The following is a 17,700-nucleotide window of genomic DNA, read 5'->3' as shown; positions in this document are numbered from 1 at the left end:
TATAAAGCACTTGTTTTTAGGTTATTGAGGCGGATATTTTTTCTTTTAAACTCTCTCTACTTTTAACGTTTACTTTTTGGTAAATATTTCTAATATGATATTTAACGGTGTTGTTTGATATAAATAATTTATTCCCGATTTCATTATTACTGTTGCCTTTAATTAGGAGTTTTAAAATTTCAATTTCCTTAAGTGTTAAAGCTTCAGAAGTATAATCATTCTTTTTAAGTAAAATAAAATAGGGGTCTATTTCTTTATTTTTAGAAATTTGAGTATTGTTTAAATTAAGTTTTTCTTTTAACTCTTCTATTATCTTTTGTTTTTCTTGACTTCTTATTTTAAATCTATAGTTAATAGCAAAAGTAAAAGCAATCATATCAAGCCAACTTGCTACTTTTATAAATGTGCCTTCTCCATCAACATACCATTCTCCATATCCTAAACCTAAGAGGTAATAAACTCCAATAGGTATTAAAAAAAAATAACCAATTACATAATACTTTGCGTATTTTGCTTTTCTGATATAGAATAAGCCTAGAAACCAAAGTATTGGAAAAATAATAAGCCCAATAGTGTCTCCTAAAACTACTAATATATAATTGTTGGAAATTAAGTAAAGAAGGTATAAAATGGCAACTATTATAGGGGAAAGTATTGAGAGTTTTGAAAATTTTGGCACTCTTTTATTCAATTCTAAAAAATTAAGAGAAAAAAGAATCAAATATACATTCATGACTAAATGAGAACCTATTTCTATTAAATAATAGAATTGATTACCTCTAAAAATGTTAATTAAAGAGCCGTCAATTAACATTAAATTTATCATTACTGGAAAAAGAAAACCAATATAATATAGGTAGATTTTACTTTTGTACTTGAAGTAGAATAATAAATTTAAAATAAGTATTAATATACAAGTGCCATAGAAAAAACTTATAAGAGATTGTTTATTTAGTTTGTCAGATAAAAAATTTTTCTCTGAAACTATTTTTAAAGGGAAGTTCCCTTCTTTTGGAAAATCTACTTTTAAATAATAGGTAAATTTTTCTTTTTCATTCAATTTAAAAGCTGGGAATTTAAAATTGAAATGAAGATCATTTTGCTGTACACTATTACCAGACTTACCAATGTATTCTAATTTGTCTCCGTTAAGTTTAAAAAGTTCAATTTTTTCAATGTTATGAGTTGGAACATATATAATATAATCTTTGTTGTATGTTGCTTTTTGAATTTCTAATTTATACCAGTAGCTACCATTTTTATATCCAAAATTATTGCTTTTTGGTACTTTTTTAAATTCTTTAATTAAAACCTCTTTAAGTGAGGTTGGAGATTTTTCTTTAAAAAAAGTAAGAGTGTAATTTATAGAGTCACTTTTTATAGTCTCTATTGCATAAGTTTTATTTAATAAAACAATGCAAAGAACCATAAAAAAGCTAAAAGCTTTAAAATGTTTATTAAACATAGTAGATTTAGTAAGTTTGGTTAATGTAAAATCTAATTATTGTGAAATAAAATATAAAATTGAGGGAATAAGATATTTAAAATGCAGTTCTTAATAAAGTTTAGGTTTCATATGATTAGTTAGTTTTGGTTACTGTAAAAATACTTAAAAAAATAACATATGCTAATTTTAACAATTTAACTTTTAATAAACTTTTATCATTCTATCATTCCCAAAATAGTCTTTCTTTAATTCAATATTTTTAAACCCTTTTTTTTCTAACAACTCAGTAGTTTTTTTTCCTAAATATTGATTGATTTCGAAGAAAAGTATTCCGTTGGTAGAAAGATGTTTTTTTGCTAGGTCAGCGATTTTATTGTAGAATATTAATGGATCATCATTTTCAACAAATAAAGCTAGATGAGGTTCGTTTTGTAAAACATTGTTTTTTATTTCCACTTTTTCTAATTCTCTTACATAAGGAGGATTTGAAACTATAATGTCAAATTTCACGTCACTGCCAGGAGTTTTCAACGAGGTAATTTTTTTTTTATGAGATTGCTTCATTTCATTCGCAATGACATCAAGAGAATCAATTTTTAAAATATCAGCCTGAATAAAATTGATATTTACTTCATTTAATATTGCATTTTTTTCAGCAACTTTTATAGCATCTTTAGAAATGTCAATTGCAGAAATCGACACGTTATTTAAGTTTTTTGCTAATGAAATAGGTATACAGCCTGAGCCAGTACCAATATCTAATAGGGTTAAAGATGAAGGGTTGTGGGTTAATGTAGAATTCTCTTTTCCATTTTCCCTTTCCCCTTTTCTCTCCTTAACTTCATCAATAATCCACTCTACCAATTCTTCTGTTTCGGGTCTTGGAATTAACGTGTGTTTATTTACAGAAAAAGGCAATCCGTAAAATTCGGTTTTACCTAAAATATATTGGATGGGTTCTTCGTTTTGTAGTCTTTTTATAATCGTTTTTAAATCGTCAAATTTTTCATCAGAAATTAAAAAATCAGGTTTTATAACCGTGTCAACTTTTTGAAGTCCTAATTTTTCATCTATCAATAAAAAGAAGAATGCATCAATTTCGGTTTTAGGATATTTTGATGAGAGTTCATCACGAAAAAAAACTCTAAATTCTTTTAAAATCATAGTTTTTTTATCATCCAAACATTACATGAATAGTGACCAGTATTTCCTACAGGTTTTTCTAAGTTAATAAAACCATTTTTTTTGTACAGCGCTTTTGCAGCGGTCATATACGGCATGGTTTCTAAATAACAATTTTCAAAACCAAACTCTTTGGCTTTTTTTAAACAAGTTGTAATTAATTTACTTCCTAACCCTTTCCCTCTAATTGAAGGTAAGAAATACATTTTTTGAAGTTCGCAGGTTTTTCCCTCAAAGTTATCTAGCTGAGAAATTCCTCCACCACCAACAATGTTGTTTTTATGTTCAACTACAAAGTAGGTTGAGGTGTTTTTTTGATAATTTTCAAACATATTGTCAGTAGCCTCATCTTCATAAGCAGTGCCTACTTTTGGAACACCAAGTTCAACCAAAACCTCACGAATTACAATCGCTAATTCAGCATTATCTTTCGGTTGAATTTCTCTAATAATAAATTCTGATGGAGTCATTCTAATACACTATTTTTGTATAAGCAAGTTACCTAATTTTTAAAGAATAGTTATATGAAAAATCGCATAATTTTTGGCTTTATTATTTTATTGATTTCTAGCTGTTCGGTAAAGAAAAAACCTGTCTTTATTAAAGTTGATGATGTAAAAGTTGTTTCTTTAAAATTAGATACAATCCGATTAAGTGCTAACGCTTACTTTAAAAATCCGAATGATATTGGTGGAAAAATTTCTACCGATGAGATTAAAGTGATTGTTAATGGTGCTGAATTAGCGCAAGTTTCTTCTGAAGAATTTAAAGTGCCTGCTAGGCAAGAATTTGCTATTCCTTTGAAAGTAGTAATTCCTTCAAATCGAATTTTTGAAAATAATAAAAATGGAATCTTAGGTGGATTATTAAATACATTTTTAAACAAGTCGATAAAAGTTCAGTTTAAAGGTGATTTAAAATACAAAGTACTTGGTTTTTCTAAAGTATATCCAATAGATAAAATAGAAGAAATAAAATTATAGTTTTTTTTTGAATCACGATTTTTACATAAAACGTTGCTTGCAAATTGCTAAAAACGGTATTGGAACAACGCGTCCAAATCCATCAGTTGGAGCAATAATTGTTTATGATGATGAAATAATTGGAGAAGGATTTACATCGTCTTATGGTGGAAATCATGCAGAGGTAAATGCTATAAATTCGGTAGAAAATAAAACACTTTTAAAAGAAGCTACTATTTATGTTACGTTAGAACCATGTTCTCATTTTGGTAAAACGCCACCTTGTGCAGACTTACTAATAAAACATCAACTTAAAAATGTAGTTATTGGAACTGTGGATTCTAATAGTTTAGTTGCAGGAAAAGGAATTGAACGTCTTAAAAATGCAGGAATAAATGTAATCGTAGGAGTTTTAGAAGAAGCATGTAGAGAACATCACAAACGTTTTTTTACGGTTCAAGATAAAAAAAGACCTTATATTATTTTAAAATGGGCTGAAACCAAAGATGGATTTATTGCGCCGTTTAAAAAGGATGAACAAAAACCTGTATGGATTTCAAATCAATATTCTCAACAATTAGTGCATAAATGGCGTTCTGAAGAACATGCTATTTTAGTGGGTGCAAATACTGCTATTGCTGATAATCCTAAATTAAATATTAGAAGTTGGTCGGGCGAAAATCCAATTAGAATTGTGTTAGATAGAACATTAAGAATTCCTGCCAACTTACATGTTTTTGACCAAACTGTTAAGACGATTGTCATAACTGAGGTGAATGATGAAAGTAAAAAGACAAAAGATGAAAGTTTACAAAATGTCACTTCGAGTATGTTATCTCGAGCAGAGTCGATAGGAGAGAAGTCTCAAATCTTGTATGAAGAAATAAACTTTACAAATAACATTGCCAAACAAATCTGTGATGTTTTACATAAACATAAAATTCAATCAGTAATTATTGAAGGTGGTGCATTAACTCTACAAACATTTATTAATGAAAATTTATGGGATGAAGCTAGGGTTTTTGTTGGTGATGCTCATTTTAAAAGTGGAGTAGAAGCGCCAGATTTTTCCGGCAAACTACTATCAGAAGAAAAAATAATGAATGATGATTTAAAAATTTATAAGAATGATTAAAAATATCATTTTTGATTTTGGTGACATATTCATCAATTTAGATAAACAAGCTCCGCTTAAAGAGTTAGCAAAATTAGGTGTTCCAGGAATTTCTGATCAAATGATGGAAGTTTGTAATCAATATGAACAAGGATTATTATCAACTGCTGAGTTTGTTGATTTTTTTAATATGGAATTTAAAGTTTCAAAATCAAATTTAATCAACGCTTGGAATTCAATTTTGCGAGATCTACCAAAACATAGATTAGATTTTATTAAGGAGTTATCTAACAATAAAAAGTATAGATTGTTTTTGTTAAGCAACACCAATGATTTACATATTTCTTGGATTCAGAATAATTGGGGAAAAGAGTTGTATAATGAGTTTAAAAAATGTTTTGAGCAATTTTATTTATCTCATGAAATAAACATGAGAAAACCGAATGCAGATATTTTCCATTTTGTTTTAAAGGAAAACAATTTAAAAATTGAAGAAACTATTTTTATTGATGATACCAAAGAAAATACTGACACTGCAAAAGCATTAGGAATGCCTATTTGGAATTTAAATCCCAAGACAGAAGATGTCGTAAATTTATTTACTAGAAAAGAATTTAAGCTATGATATATCTTGCGTTAAGTATCCTTGTATCAAGTTTATTATTCGTTATTTTTAAATTATTTGATGTTTTTAAAATTAACACATTACAGGCTATTGTGGTTAATTATGCCATCGCTTTGCTCTATGGATTATTTACATCAAATACTTCGGTTTCTATAGTTGAGATACCACAGCAAAATTGGTTTTTTGGAGCTTTTTGTTTAGGTTTTTTATTTATTTCAATTTTTAATGTGATGGGAATTACTGCTCAAAGAAATGGTTTGTCGGTTGCATCTGTTTCAGGAAAAATGTCTGTAGTGATCCCAGTAATTTTTGGAATCATTGTCTATAATGAAGACGTTGGTTTTGTAAAAATTGTAGGTATTGTAATTGCTTTATTTGCGGTGTATTTGTCGTCTGCAAAAAGTGATACGACCCCTGTTAAGTTTAAAAATTTATTATTTCCATTGTTGCTTTTTATTGGTTCTGGGGTTTTAGATACTGGATTAAAATATGTGGAAACTACTTCGGTTTTAAAAGGAGAGGAACCGTTATTTTTAGCAACTATTTTTGGTTGTGCATTTGTTTTAGGTTTATTGGTAGTGCTTTTTCAAATAATAAAAGGAAAATTTAAGTTTCATTGGAAAAATATTCTTGGAGGAATTTTATTAGGAGTTCCTAATTATTATTCTATGGAGCTTTTATTAAAAGCCTTTAAGACTGACATAGATAGTTCTACGTTGTTTACAATTAATAATGTTGGGATTGTTGTGTTAACAACAGTTTTTGCCTTGTTGTTTTTTAAAGAAAAACTCATCAAAAAAAATTGGGTAGGTTTCGCTTTGGCAATCATTAGTATTTTATTAGTTTCTTTTGCGTAGAGTATGGAAGTAAACGACGCCTATAAAACCATTGATAAACCTTCTGAAGAAACGCTGTTTAAAGACAGGAATAGTAAGTTTTTTGGATATTCGTTTCCAGTTTTAAATGAAGAAGATGTAAAAACTTGTTTAGAGCTATTAAAAAAGAAACATCACTCAGCACGTCATTTTTGTTATGCTTGGCAATTTGGAGTAGAAAAAATACGATTTAGAGCAAATGATGATGGCGAACCTAATAATTCTGCGGGTATGCCTATTTACGGACAAATTCAATCTTTCGAAGTAACAAACATATTAATTGTTTCAGTTCGTTATTTTGGTGGGACAAAACTAGGTGTTGGAGGATTGATAAATGCATATAAGAATTCTGCACAGTTAGCTTTGGAAGCTTCAGAAATAATAGAAAAAACGATTGATATTCATTTTAAACTCACTTTTGGGTATGATTTAATGAATAAAGTGATGAGAGTTGTTAAAGAGAAAAACTTAAAAATAATCAATCAAAAACTAGAACTTAATTGTGAATACACAATTTCTGTTAGAAAAAAAGAAGCAACTACAATTTTTCAAATCTTCGAAAATTTATATAAAGTTGAAATAAAAAAATTGTCTTAGGTTTTTTACTGTTCTAAAATTCAGTATATTAGATTGTTATTTTGAATTTAATTAAGTAATTCATCATATAATTATAATAACCAAACAACAAAAAACTACTATGAAACATGCTTTATTATCAGGAATCTTATTTTCTGTATTTTTTTCAGTACAATCTCAAACTTTTTTTCGATTCGAATTATCAACGCAATTAGCCTCACCTTGGGAAATAACATATGGCCCAGATAATTTCTTGTGGTTAACTGAATCTGGAGGTAAAGTCGTTAGAGTAAATCCATCAAACGGTGAGAAACAAATTGTTTATACAGCACCAGATTATTTTAGAGGAGATGATAAAGAAGATTCGCCTTTTTGTAATAAAGCGATTGGATTTGGAACTCTAGGATTAGCGTTAGATCCTGATTTTCTAAATTCAGCTAATTCTTATATTTATTATGTGTACTCATATAATAGTGGTACAACAAATGATCCAAGTACAAAATTTAGAATTAAGCGATTAAAATGGGACAATTCTTCTGATACAGTAGTTAGCAATACTAATATTGTAAATGATATTAGTAACGGTTATGATCATTTAGGAGGTAGGTTGTTAGCGGTAAAACAACAAAACAAATCATATCTTTATTTATCAGTTGGAGATTTGGGTAGATCAGAAGATAATAATCCTGATTGTTACAATCCTCAATCTACTAATCCTAATAATTTTACTCAAGACGTAACAACTCAGAACGGAAAAATTCACAGATTTAATATGGATGGAACAATTCCTTCTGATAATCCGATTGCAGGAAATTCATTCTTTACTCGCGGACATAGAAATCCTCAAGGATTAATGTATAATCCAAATTTAGATTTAGTTTACGATATCGAACATGGAGACAGAACAGATGATGAAATAAATGTTTTGCAAAAAGGGATGAATTATGGATGGAAGGATGTTCGTGGTTATCATGACGATAATAGTTTTTCTGGAGAAGCTACTTATGTAGCTAACTATGTTCCAAACGCATCAATTACAAATGATGCTTTGGTAGAGCCTTTATTTGCTTGGTGTAATACGCCAAGTACTTCATCTTATTGGTTAGATTGGTGTACAGTTGCGCCATCTGGTGGAACTTATTATGGTAGTAATGGTATTCCAGAATGGAACAATAGTTTGTTAGTTGTAACTCTTAAAGATGGGGTGTCAACAGATAGAGAAGTGTATCAATTTAAACTTCAAGCTAATGGTGAACTAGTTCCGTCAACAGCATCAAATCCAAACCCTAAAAAATTCTTTGGAGCCGATCAAGGGTTGAATGGGAGATTAAGAGATGTTGCGGTATCCAACGATGGGAAAACAATCTATTTGATAAATAATAGAGGTGTAAATAGAGGAGATAAAATAATAGGTTATACCTACAATGAAACAACTTCTACCGAAGATTATAATACTTTGCCTCTTAAAGTTAAATTATTCCCTAATCCAACTAAAAATAGATTAAAAGTTAAAGGTCTTGAAAAGTATAATGAGTTAAAAGGTTTTAAGATTTCAAATTTATTAGGGAAATCAATTGAAGTAAAATTTGATTCAAACTATGATATAGATGTATCAAATTTTTCAAACGGAATTCATTTTGTGCATTTAATTTTTAAGGATAGAACATACACTCTTAAATTTATAAAAAACTAATTTTAAAGTATAAAAAACAGTATTTAGGTTAAAGAGTTTGCGAAATTTCTAAAAATTTAATTTCTCTAATAAATAATCAGGACAACGCATAGGTTTTTTCTTTTTCATATCCATAAAAACTAAAACAGCATTTCCGGTGGTTACAATTTCTTGTTTTTCATTTTTAATTTCAACATCAAATTCAATTTTTACACCTGGTTTTTTTTTTAGTATAGTTTTTATTGTTAAAATTTCATCATAAAAAGATGACTTTTTAAATTGAAAATTTAACGAAATTACGGGTAGCATAATTCCGCCTAATTCCATATCTTTGTAAGTAATCCCTAAAGAACGTAATAATTCGGTTCTACCTAGTTCAAAATATTGTGCATAATTACCATGATAAACAACACCCATTTGGTCTGTTTCTCCGTAACGCACTCTAAATGAGGAGTTGTGCTCTAGCATATAATATTGTTGGTTTTATTAGCTCAGATTGTACGAAAAAAAAAGTTAATAATCAATAGCGAAATCATTTTTTTATACTAAAAATTATTCACACTTTTGTAAGGCTTAAGAAAAAGGTAGAAAAGAGTCCAGAATAACCAAACATTAACCAAAAATATCTGTCAATCTATACATGGCTAAAACTGCTGAATCAGTTTGGAACGAATGCTTGTCTTTTATAAAGGACAATATAAAACCTCAAGCATATAAAACTTGGTTTGAACCTATCAAACCTGTTAAGTTATCAGGTGAAGCGTTAACAATTCAAGTTCCTAGTAAGTTTTTTTATGAATGGTTAGAAGAGCATTATATTAAATTGCTTAGAGTTGCGTTGGTTAGACAATTGGGTGAAGATGCAAAATTGATTTACGATGTGCGTATGGAAAATACGTATAGTAGTAATAGACCACAGACAGTAAAAATTCCAAGTTCAAATAGAAATCCATTAAAACCTCAAAAGGTTACGGTTCCTTTGGATACTAATAAAAGAGAACTTAGAAACCCTTTTGTAATTCCAGGATTGCAAAAAGTTAAAATAGAATCACAATTAAATCCAACCTATAATTTTGTAAATTTTGTTGAAGGAGATTCAAACCGTTTAGCGCGTTCTGCTGGTATGGCAGTAGCAAATAAACCAGGTGGAACTTCTTTTAATCCATTATTAATTTATGGAGGTGTTGGTTTAGGAAAAACACATTTAGCACATGCTATTGGTGTAGATATAAAAGATAAATATCCAGACAAAACTGTATTATATATTTCTTCAGAAAAATTTACCCAGCAATTTATAGATTCTGTAAAATCGAATACTAGAAATGATTTTATTCATTTCTATCAAATGATTGACGTGTTAATTATTGATGATGTTCAATTCTTATCGGGTAAAGCTGGTACACAAGATGTATTCTTCCATATATTTAATCATTTACATCAAAATGGGAAGCAAGTTATTTTAACGTCTGATAAAGCGCCTGTTGATATGCAAGATATCGAACAACGTTTATTATCTCGTTTTAAATGGGGATTATCGGCAGAATTGCAAGCACCAGATTATGAAACTAGAATTTCTATTCTTGAAAACAAATTGTTTAGAGATGGTGTAGAAATGCCAGAAGATATTATAGAATATATTGCTAAAAATATTAAATCTAATGTACGTGAGTTAGAAGGTGTTGTAATTTCTATGATTGCACAAGCTTCTTTTAACAGAAGAGAATATACGATAGAATTAGCAAAACAGATTGTAGATAAATTTGTAAAAAACACTAAGAAAGAAGTTTCTATAGATTTTATACAAAAAGAAGTATCAAAATATTTTGATATGGATGTTGCAACATTACAATCTAAAACAAGAAAACGTCATATTGTACAAGCACGTCAATTAGCTATGTTTTTTGCAAAACGATTAACTAAAACATCGTTGGCAAGTATTGGAAATCAGATTGGTCAGAGAGATCATGCAACCGTTTTACATGCTTGTAAAACAGTAGATAATTTAACTGAAACTGATAAGCAATTCAGAAAGTACGTAGAAGACTTAACCAAGAAGTTGACGTTCTAAACTTCTCATTATGAAACGCATTTTAATGGTCTGTTTGGGGAATATTTGTCGTTCTCCATTAGCACATGGTATTTTAGAATCTAAAGTGAATCCAGAAAAGATAACAGTAGATTCAGCTGGAACTGCTGCATATCATGTAGGTAAACTACCAGATGAGCGTTCAATTGAAGTGGCTAGAAAATATAACATCAATATAACCAATCAGAGAGCTAGAAAATTCACTGTAAATGATTTTGATGCTTTTGACATTATTTATACAATGGACGAAAGTAATTATTATAATATTTTGACGTTATCTAGAGGTGAGGCTGATACTTGCAAAGTGAAGATGATTTTAAATGAAGTGTATCCAGATCAAAACAATAGTGTTCCAGACCCTTATTATGGCGGAAAAGAAGGTTTTGAAAATGTGTATAGAATGCTAGAGGAAGCGTGTGAAATAGTTGTAAATACATTAGACAATGAAAGGTAAACTTTATTTAATCCCAACAACATTAGGAAATACAGAGCCTCTTGAGGTAATGCCAATATCTGTAAAAAAAGTAATTGAAGAGGTTGATGTTTTTATTGTTGAAAACGAAAAATCTGCAAGACGTTTTATAAAAAAAATTACTTCTAGAAAAGAGCAATCTTCTTTAAAAATAATGCTGCTTGATAAGTATGCAGAAGATATTGAAACAAGTACTTACCTAGATATTTGTAATGAAGGAGTTAATGTTGGTTTACTTTCTGAAGCTGGTGTTCCTGCAGTTGCAGATCCAGGAGCTGTGATTGTAAAATTAGCGCATGAAAAGAACATACAAGTAATTCCACTTGTAGGGCCTTCGTCTATTTTAATGGCATTAATGAGTTCTGGCTTAAACGGACAAAATTTTGCTTTTAACGGGTATTTACCAATTGATAAATCAGATAGAAAAAGAGCTATTAAAGATTTAGAACGTTTATCAAAAGATAGAAATCAGTCGCAAATATTTATTGAAACTCCCTATAGAAACGAAAAAATGTTTACTGATTTAAAAGCTGGTTTAACACCAAATACACAACTTTGTATTGCTGTAGATTTAACTTTATCATCAGAATATATTAAAACATTATCGATAAAAGATTGGAAATCGGAAAATCCAGATTTACATAAAAAACCTGCAATTTTTATAATTCAGAAGTAATTATAATATTGGTTTTCGGTCTGCTACAATTTCAGAAACATCATAACCAGCAAATTTTCTCAGATATAATTGAATAGAGGCTCCATAAGCATCAGAAAATTTTTGAGTACCATTAGATCTCAAGTATTTTTTTACATTTCCTGCGCCACTTAAATGTGCGGCAGCAATAATACCTGATTCTGTAATTTTAATCCCGTTAATGATTTTGCCAACTGATCGAATTATATCTTTTCGTAAAATCCATTTATTTACTTTACACAAAGCAATAAATGCTTTTTCTTGTAATTCTGGATTTTGTAAAAAATAATGGGTATTATAGATATTAAACCGTTCTAAAGTAGTTCTACCAAATTGATATTTCCCTAAATAACCTAATGTATTAACTACGTTATATTTTCCTTGAGATTCTTTAAAAGCGACAGCTTCTTTAAAACCAACAAAATCATTTTTTAAATAAGGAATTTCTACATCATTATAAATTGGGTTAGTCACCAATTCTGATGGGGGTTTGTTATATTTACTGAGGGATGTAAAGCCAGTAAAAACAAAAATAATTGCTATTAAAAATACTTTTTTAATAATTTAAAATTCTCTGTTTTGCTGTTGCAAAGATATTGTAAAAAAAATAAACTACTGATAATCAGAGTGATTAAATGTGTTAGAAATACAGATAATGAAATTTAAATCGACCTTTACTGTCAATTTCTAAGGTAGGAGCTGGAATTTTTATAAAATTGATAACAGAAAACACAGATTTTAGAAATTTTGATTTTGTATTAATTTTTGTTAAATCTAGATCCAAACTTAGATAATATTGTCTAAAAGGATCTTGTGAAATTAAGTTTGTAACTGATTCTGTTCCGTATAACATCCCATCTGCGCCATAACCAAAAGCAATATTTAACCATTTCGGAAAATTACTATTCTTGTTGAAAGACCAGATATTTGCTGATAACCAATAAGTTTGCCCGTTATAATCTTTTAAAGATTGTTCAATGAAGTTTTTACCTAAAACATTGGGTCTTCGCTGAGAAAATTCAGTTTGGTGGAACGAATATTTCATAGTAATTCGTTGTTCTTTCCAAATTAATTCTTGTCCTACTAATAATCCTGTTCCTCCAGCATTTGCCAAAATATCTCCAAAAGATGCGCCCCAACGTTTAGAAAACCCATCTAATACTTCAATGGCAGTTAAAAATGTAAAACCTAAGGTAGCTCCATAAATTAGTTGGTCTTTTTTCTTCACTCCAGACCAATGTAAAACCTCCATACCGGCTCTTCCTATATAATATGAAGTCATCATGTGTCCAACTTTATCAAGCTGTTTCCATTCGTTATTATCATTAATAAAATGAAAACCCGAGCGAGGAAAATCCGCGTACCACAATTGATCAAGCGCAACTAAAGTTCCTAAACCTAAAATGCTTTCAGAAATAATAACAGCATTTCTTCTTTTTTTGTTTAGTGTGTCAGATTTCTTCCAAAAAGTTGAGTTTTGGCCATAAAAAGTAAATGAAAAAAAGAAAAGTAGTAAGAAAATAACTTCTCGATTTCTCGAGAATAGCATCTTTTTTTTCTTTATTTCAATCATTTTACTAACGATTTATTCTTCGTTTATTTAACCAAAAATGATATTTAGCTGCGTTATTGTTATGTTGGCGTAAAGAGCTTGAAAAGGCGTGATAACCAATATTATCTACACTAGCACACATGTATAAGTAGTTGTGTTTTTTAGCATTTAAAACACCATCAATCGCAGAAATATCTGGCATAGCAATTAATGTTGGTGGTAAACCTCTGTTTTTATATGTGTTATAAGGTGATTTGATTTCTAAATCTTTGGTTAAGACTCTTTTTACTACATAATCTTGCCCTTTTATTTCTTTGACACAATAAATAATAGTTGGGTCAGCTTGTAATGGCCATCCACTTTTTAAACGATTTAAATATAAACCGGCTACAATTGGTCTCTCTATTTTTTTTGCTGTTTCTTTTTGTACAATGGAAGCTAACGTAATAACTTCTTCTTGAGATAACTTTAGTTTCTTTGCTTTTTCCAATCTATCAGAATTCCAAAAACGTTTGTATTCACGTAGCATTTTATCTCTAAATTTTTCTGCTGATGTATTCCAGTAGAATTCATAACTATTTGGAATAAACATTCCTAAAACAGATTTTTTGGAGAAGTTGTTTTTTTCTAAAAACTGGGGGTTCTTAATTACTTTTAAAAAAGTAATTGAATCGATTTCTAACTGTTCCGCAATTCTACCAGCCAATTTTTCTAAGGTGTCTTGATTATTAAAAGAAATTTTTACTGGTGTTTGATTCCCACTTCGTAAAAGATTAACAACGTCATTCATCGACATTCCTTCTTTTAAAACATATTTACCAGCTTTTGGTTTGGTAAATTTTTTCTTTTCTGCTACATAAAAGAAGTCTTCTGGTTTAGTAGTAAACTCAGTTAATATTTTTTTTACATCCATTAAATGATAATTACTACCAATAAAAATAGCACCTTTTTTAGTAATGGTCTTTCCAAATATTTTTTGATAATAGTTAAAACCAATAATTGCAGATACTAAAAAAAGTATTGCTGCCGCTATGTAAAGAATTTTTTTATTCATGAATTAATTGAAATAAAATTTCGTCTTTATAAATTCCTTTGTTAAAAATCCAATCTTTTTTAACACCTACTTGTTTGAATTTTTGATTTGTAAATAATTGTATGCTCTTTGTATTGTTAGAAGTAATATTGGCATACAATTGATGTAGGTTTAAATGTGTAAAACTATACTCAATTAATAATGATAAAGCTTCTGTTGCAAATCCTTTTTGTTGTGAATCTGGGTGAATTAAAATTCCTATACCAGCACGTTTATGTTGTGGGTTAAAATCAAATAAATCGATCATTCCAATTGATTTATTACTGCTTTTTTCTTCAATAACTAAACGTAATTGTTTCGCTTCAAAAATATCTAAATGAGCATTTTCTAAATATTGTTTTAGAATGTATTTTGAAAATGGAGTTTGTGTATGACTTACTTGCCAAAAAGACTCATTGTTTTCTATTTGATATAGAAAATCTAAATCTTGGGGTTCTAAAGCACGTAAATTAATTATCTGACCACATAGAGACATAGGAAACATAGTTATTTTTCTGGTAGTTCGCTAAAAATATCATTTACAAAAGTTTTTTGTCCTCCTTTAAATATATTTAAACAATTAAAGTTTACAATAATTCCTTTAGGAGCTTTTAACAAATGCATATATGTTAATAATTGTACTTCAAATATAGGTTGAATTTCTTTTACAGATTTTAATTCAACAACCAAACAGTTTTCAATAAATAAATCAGCTCTTAATTTAGAATTAATTTCTTTGCCTCTATAATTTACAGATACTTCTAATTCTGATGAAAAAGAAATTTGCTCATATTTTAATTCTTCAATTAAACATTGATGATAAACATTCTCTAATAATCCAGGGCCCAATTCTTTATGAACATTAATACAGCATCCTATAAAAGCATAAGTTAATTCGTCAAGATATTTTTTAGTTACTTTCAATGAAGGTTCTATTCTTTTTTATGTCTCTATGTGGTCAGATTAATTTTACCGCTATATACAAAAGTTGCTGGTCCTTTTAAAAATACATTTTTATAGATACCATTTTCTTCAGTAAATGAAACTTCTAATTTTCCACCTTCAACAGGTAATGAAATTAAATTACTAGATGTTTTTTTAGTTTTATGCATAGCTATTGCAACTGCGGTTACGCCAGTTCCACAAGCTAATGTTTCATTTTCGACTCCTTTTTCGTAGGTTCTAACTCTAAAAGTTTCATGATTAATTTGTTCAACAAAATTAACATTACTTCCTGGAGCTTTATATTGATTTCTAATTTCTCTACCTTTTTCAAAAACAGGAAAATTATCTAAATCATTAACCAATTCAACATGATGTTGCGTCCCAGTATAAGTAAATACAGAATTTTTATTGACTTGTATTTCATCAACATCTATCATTTGTAGAGAAACGATATCTTCATTTATCTCAGCAAAATGTGAACCATCAAAAGCTATAAAATTAGTTTTGTTATGAATAATTTCTATTTTTTTTGCAAAAGCGACAGCACATCTTCCTCCATTTCCACAAAAAGTCTGACTCCCATCTGCATTAAAATAAATCATTTTAAAATCATGATTCTCATCATCTTCAATCAAAATAACACCATCGGCACCAACACCAAAACGTCTATCACATAATTTAGAAATGATTTCTACGTTTTGTTTAGGAAAGGTTTTTGTTCTATTATCAAACATAACAAAATCGTTTCCAGTCCCTTGATATTTATGAAAAGTTAAATTCATAAAGCAAAGGTACTAATTTCAATGACAAACTTACACTGTTAAAAAGTGGTTAAAGTCAGTTAAAAACTAGTTAAACAGATTTTGCGAAAATGTTAAAATTGTATATTTGAGTTATAAATTAAATTATGAATATGAAGAAAGCTTTTGGATATTTAGGAATGGCTATTTTAGGAGGTGTAATTGCTCTTGGAGGTTTTAAATTATTTAATGAACCTGTTATTGTTAAAAAACAAGTTGAACAGCCAATGCAAACTTGGCAAACTAATTTTAAACCAGCAATTAATGAAGTTACCAAACCGCTTACATCTACAGATTTTACAAAAGCTGCAGAAAAAACGGTTAATACCGTAGTTCATGTTAAAAATACAGCTACTAGTTCTTCTGTTTCTTCTTGGTCAGATTTGTTTTATGGAAATGGTTCAAGAAAACAGGTAGGTACAGGTAGTGGTGTTATTATTTCTCCAGATGGATATATTATTACCAATAATCATGTAATTGCAAATGCATCAGAATTAGAAATTACTTTAAATAATCAAAAGAAATATAAAGCGGAGTTAATTGGAACTGATGAAAAAAATGATATCGCTTTGTTAAAAATTAATGCAGATAATAAGTTGCCTTATATTCCTTTCGCAAACTCTGATACCGTAAAAATAGGAGAGTGGGTATTAGCAGTAGGGAATCCTTATAATTTAACTTCTACAGTAACTGCAGGAATTGTAAGTGCAAAGGGAAGAGATTTAGAAGGTAATAGAACGGTAGATTCATTTATCCAAACAGATGCTGCTGTAAATCCAGGAAATAGTGGTGGAGCCTTGGTGAATACTCGTGGAGAATTAATTGGAATTAATACTGCAATTACTTCTAAAACAGGTTCTTTTATCGGATATTCCTTTGCAGTTCCTTCTAATATTGCAAGAAAGATTGTAGATGATTTATTAGAGTTTGGTAGTGTACAAGATGCTATTATTGGTTTTTCACCAGAGGTAAAAGATGAAATTGAAGGCGTAATTATTAGAGAAATATCTGAAGAAAGTAATGCTAAGAAAGCGGGCTTAAAGGATGGTGATATCATTAAAAAAATTAATGATGTGAAAATTTCTAAATTTTCGGAACTTACTGGGCAATTGACTGCAAAAAGACCGGGAGATTATGTAAATGTTACAGTTGATAGAGATGGAGATGCTTTAACAAAGAGAGTTAAATTGATAAAAAGAACTGCCCGTTTTATTTCTACAGAGTTTCAATGGGAGCTAAAAGATCTTACAACAAAAGAACTAAAAAAGTTTGGAATATCTAACGGTGTGAAGATAATTAGAACAGGAAATGATACGAATGCAAAAAACACTTTAAAAGGGTTTATTATTACTAAAATCAATGATAAAAAAATTAGTAAAGCTTCAATTGCTGTTAAACAATTAGATAATTTATCTAGTAATAGATATAGTGTTTTAATTGAAATGATTAATTTAGAAGGAGAGCGTGAAAGATTCCGTTTTAGATAGAAAATATATTTTTTTAAAATTTAAAAACCTCAACTTTTAGTTGAGGTTTTTTTATGAATAAAATATTTAACGAAATCGATTTCGTGAATCAAAAAAAAGATATACTTTTGCAAAAAAAATAATAGATATTTTAAAATTT

20 protein-coding genes are annotated in these 17,700 nt (G+C 28.9%); 10 read left to right on the top strand and 10 right to left on the bottom strand.

Annotation, left to right across the window (positions count from 1 at the left end):
• Positions 1 to 16: 16 nt before the first annotated feature.
• The 3 genes from OD91_RS02245 to OD91_RS02235 all read right to left on the bottom strand — a co-directional run bounded on the left by OD91_RS02245 (position 17) and on the right by OD91_RS02235 (position 3,099).
• Positions 17 to 1,465: a LuxR C-terminal-related transcriptional regulator gene (locus OD91_RS02245; protein ID WP_144894775.1), complete on the bottom strand. Its 1,449-nt coding sequence runs from the start codon at positions 1,463 to 1,465 to the stop codon at positions 17 to 19.
• 183 nt (positions 1,466 to 1,648) lie between these two features.
• Positions 1,649 to 2,611 (bottom strand): peptide chain release factor N(5)-glutamine methyltransferase, encoded by a 963-nt coding sequence (prmC, locus tag OD91_RS02240; RefSeq protein WP_144894774.1) that lies wholly within the window; start codon positions 2,609 to 2,611, stop codon positions 1,649 to 1,651.
• Positions 2,608 to 3,099 carry a GNAT family N-acetyltransferase gene (locus OD91_RS02235; protein ID WP_144894773.1) on the bottom strand — a complete coding sequence of 164 codons (492 nt, stop codon included), beginning with the start codon at positions 3,097 to 3,099 and terminating at the stop codon, positions 2,608 to 2,610. The genes prmC and OD91_RS02235 overlap by 4 nt, the downstream gene beginning before the upstream one ends.
• 54 nt (positions 3,100 to 3,153) lie before the next feature.
• Here OD91_RS02235 and OD91_RS02230 point away from each other — a divergent pair, with 54 nt between their 5' ends.
• From OD91_RS02230 to OD91_RS02205, 6 genes are all read left to right on the top strand, one after another.
• Positions 3,154 to 3,612: an LEA type 2 family protein gene (locus OD91_RS02230; protein WP_144894772.1), complete on the top strand. Its 459-nt coding sequence runs from the start codon at positions 3,154 to 3,156 to the stop codon at positions 3,610 to 3,612.
• Between the two features lie 7 nt (positions 3,613 to 3,619).
• Entirely contained in the window at positions 3,620 to 4,726 is a 1,107-nt protein-coding gene (gene ribD / locus OD91_RS02225) for a bifunctional diaminohydroxyphosphoribosylaminopyrimidine deaminase/5-amino-6-(5-phosphoribosylamino)uracil reductase RibD (RefSeq protein WP_255513143.1), read from the top strand.
• The gene (locus tag OD91_RS02220; RefSeq protein ID WP_144894771.1) at positions 4,719 to 5,330 is read left to right on the top strand and encodes an HAD-IA family hydrolase; all 612 of its coding nucleotides are present in this window, start codon (positions 4,719 to 4,721) and stop codon (positions 5,328 to 5,330) included. The genes ribD and OD91_RS02220 overlap by 8 nt, the downstream gene beginning before the upstream one ends.
• A complete protein-coding gene (locus OD91_RS02215) occupies positions 5,327 to 6,187 on the top strand; it encodes an EamA family transporter (protein ID WP_144894770.1) in 861 nt (286 codons plus the stop codon). The genes OD91_RS02220 and OD91_RS02215 overlap by 4 nt, the downstream gene beginning before the upstream one ends.
• 3 nt (positions 6,188 to 6,190) lie before the next feature.
• Entirely contained in the window at positions 6,191 to 6,802 is a 612-nt protein-coding gene (locus OD91_RS02210; RefSeq protein WP_144894769.1) for a YigZ family protein, read from the top strand.
• Between the two features lie 100 nt (positions 6,803 to 6,902).
• Positions 6,903 to 8,474, top strand: a complete 1,572-nt coding sequence (locus tag OD91_RS02205; RefSeq protein ID WP_144894768.1) for a PQQ-dependent sugar dehydrogenase — start codon at positions 6,903 to 6,905, stop codon at positions 8,472 to 8,474.
• A gap of 48 nt (positions 8,475 to 8,522) precedes the next feature.
• Here OD91_RS02205 and OD91_RS02200 read toward each other — a convergent pair whose 3' ends face one another.
• Entirely contained in the window at positions 8,523 to 8,921 is a 399-nt protein-coding gene (locus OD91_RS02200; protein ID WP_144894767.1) for a thioesterase family protein, read from the bottom strand.
• 172 nt (positions 8,922 to 9,093) lie between these two features.
• On the opposite strand from OD91_RS02200, the gene dnaA reads away from it, so the two are divergent.
• Genes dnaA through OD91_RS02185 form a run of 3 tightly spaced genes read left to right on the top strand, consistent with a single transcriptional unit; the run spans position 9,094 to position 11,687 of the window.
• Positions 9,094 to 10,521 (top strand): chromosomal replication initiator protein DnaA, encoded by a 1,428-nt coding sequence (gene dnaA, locus OD91_RS02195; protein ID WP_144894766.1) that lies wholly within the window; start codon positions 9,094 to 9,096, stop codon positions 10,519 to 10,521.
• Between the two features lie 10 nt (positions 10,522 to 10,531).
• On the top strand, positions 10,532 to 10,993 hold the full coding sequence (locus OD91_RS02190; protein WP_144894765.1) for a low molecular weight protein-tyrosine-phosphatase: 462 nt from the start codon (positions 10,532 to 10,534) through the stop codon (positions 10,991 to 10,993).
• Positions 10,983 to 11,687, top strand: a complete 705-nt coding sequence (locus OD91_RS02185) for an SAM-dependent methyltransferase (protein WP_144894764.1) — start codon at positions 10,983 to 10,985, stop codon at positions 11,685 to 11,687. Before OD91_RS02190 ends, OD91_RS02185 begins: the two co-directional genes overlap by 11 nt.
• Here OD91_RS02185 and OD91_RS02180 read toward each other — a convergent pair whose 3' ends face one another.
• The 6 genes from OD91_RS02180 to dapF form a co-directional block, all read right to left on the bottom strand.
• Complete coding sequence (locus tag OD91_RS02180) at positions 11,688 to 12,269, bottom strand: peptidoglycan-binding protein LysM (RefSeq protein WP_144894763.1); 582 nt, start codon at positions 12,267 to 12,269, stop codon at positions 11,688 to 11,690.
• Between the two features lie 76 nt (positions 12,270 to 12,345).
• Positions 12,346 to 13,278 carry a DUF2279 domain-containing protein gene (locus OD91_RS02175; RefSeq protein ID WP_255513142.1) on the bottom strand — a complete coding sequence of 311 codons (933 nt, stop codon included), beginning with the start codon at positions 13,276 to 13,278 and terminating at the stop codon, positions 12,346 to 12,348.
• A 4-nt stretch (positions 13,279 to 13,282) separates the two neighbouring features.
• Positions 13,283 to 14,311: an endolytic transglycosylase MltG gene (gene mltG, locus OD91_RS02170; RefSeq protein ID WP_144894762.1), complete on the bottom strand. Its 1,029-nt coding sequence runs from the start codon at positions 14,309 to 14,311 to the stop codon at positions 13,283 to 13,285.
• Entirely contained in the window at positions 14,304 to 14,825 is a 522-nt protein-coding gene (locus OD91_RS02165; RefSeq protein WP_144896907.1) for a GNAT family N-acetyltransferase, read from the bottom strand. The genes mltG and OD91_RS02165 overlap by 8 nt, the downstream gene beginning before the upstream one ends.
• Positions 14,826 to 14,836: 11 nt before the next feature.
• Positions 14,837 to 15,253, bottom strand: coding sequence for a GxxExxY protein (locus OD91_RS02160; protein WP_144894761.1), 417 nt, complete (start codon positions 15,251 to 15,253; stop codon positions 14,837 to 14,839).
• A 26-nt stretch (positions 15,254 to 15,279) separates the two neighbouring features.
• Positions 15,280 to 16,056, bottom strand: coding sequence for a diaminopimelate epimerase (gene dapF / locus OD91_RS02155; RefSeq protein WP_144894760.1), 777 nt, complete (start codon positions 16,054 to 16,056; stop codon positions 15,280 to 15,282).
• A 131-nt stretch (positions 16,057 to 16,187) separates the two neighbouring features.
• Between dapF and OD91_RS02150 the strand changes: the two genes are divergently transcribed.
• Positions 16,188 to 17,561 (top strand): S1C family serine protease, encoded by a 1,374-nt coding sequence (locus OD91_RS02150; protein ID WP_144894759.1) that lies wholly within the window; start codon positions 16,188 to 16,190, stop codon positions 17,559 to 17,561.
• The last annotated feature ends 139 nt before the right edge of the window (positions 17,562 to 17,700 follow it).

The organism is Lutibacter sp. Hel_I_33_5, from assembly GCF_007827455.1.
Classification (GTDB): domain Bacteria; phylum Bacteroidota; class Bacteroidia; order Flavobacteriales; family Flavobacteriaceae; genus Polaribacter.
Note: the sequence above shows the minus strand (reverse complement) of the source record. Positions and strands in the feature narration are given on the sequence as shown.

Coding starts and splice junctions, on each gene's coding strand:
- OD91_RS02245 (WP_144894775.1), bottom strand. CDS start 1,465: ATGTTTAATAAACATTTTAAAGCTTTTAGCTTTTTTATGGTTCTTTGC.
- OD91_RS02230 (WP_144894772.1), top strand. CDS start 3,154: ATGAAAAATCGCATAATTTTTGGCTTTATTATTTTATTGATTTCTAGC.
- OD91_RS02190 (WP_144894765.1), top strand. CDS start 10,532: ATGAAACGCATTTTAATGGTCTGTTTGGGGAATATTTGTCGTTCTCCA.
- OD91_RS02220 (WP_144894771.1), top strand. CDS start 4,719: ATGATTAAAAATATCATTTTTGATTTTGGTGACATATTCATCAATTTA.
- mltG (WP_144894762.1), bottom strand. CDS start 14,311: ATGAATAAAAAAATTCTTTACATAGCGGCAGCAATACTTTTTTTAGTA.
- OD91_RS02165 (WP_144896907.1), bottom strand. CDS start 14,825: ATGTCTCTATGTGGTCAGATAATTAATTTACGTGCTTTAGAACCCCAA.
- OD91_RS02200 (WP_144894767.1), bottom strand. CDS start 8,921: ATGCTAGAGCACAACTCCTCATTTAGAGTGCGTTACGGAGAAACAGAC.
- OD91_RS02210 (WP_144894769.1), top strand. CDS start 6,191: ATGGAAGTAAACGACGCCTATAAAACCATTGATAAACCTTCTGAAGAA.
- OD91_RS02235 (WP_144894773.1), bottom strand. CDS start 3,099: ATGACTCCATCAGAATTTATTATTAGAGAAATTCAACCGAAAGATAAT.
- OD91_RS02185 (WP_144894764.1), top strand. CDS start 10,983: ATGAAAGGTAAACTTTATTTAATCCCAACAACATTAGGAAATACAGAG.
- OD91_RS02205 (WP_144894768.1), top strand. CDS start 6,903: ATGAAACATGCTTTATTATCAGGAATCTTATTTTCTGTATTTTTTTCA.
- OD91_RS02175 (WP_255513142.1), bottom strand. CDS start 13,278: ATGATTGAAATAAAGAAAAAAAAGATGCTATTCTCGAGAAATCGAGAA.
- prmC (WP_144894774.1), bottom strand. CDS start 2,611: ATGATTTTAAAAGAATTTAGAGTTTTTTTTCGTGATGAACTCTCATCA.
- OD91_RS02215 (WP_144894770.1), top strand. CDS start 5,327: ATGATATATCTTGCGTTAAGTATCCTTGTATCAAGTTTATTATTCGTT.
- dapF (WP_144894760.1), bottom strand. CDS start 16,056: ATGAATTTAACTTTTCATAAATATCAAGGGACTGGAAACGATTTTGTT.
- OD91_RS02150 (WP_144894759.1), top strand. CDS start 16,188: ATGAAGAAAGCTTTTGGATATTTAGGAATGGCTATTTTAGGAGGTGTA.
- dnaA (WP_144894766.1), top strand. CDS start 9,094: ATGGCTAAAACTGCTGAATCAGTTTGGAACGAATGCTTGTCTTTTATA.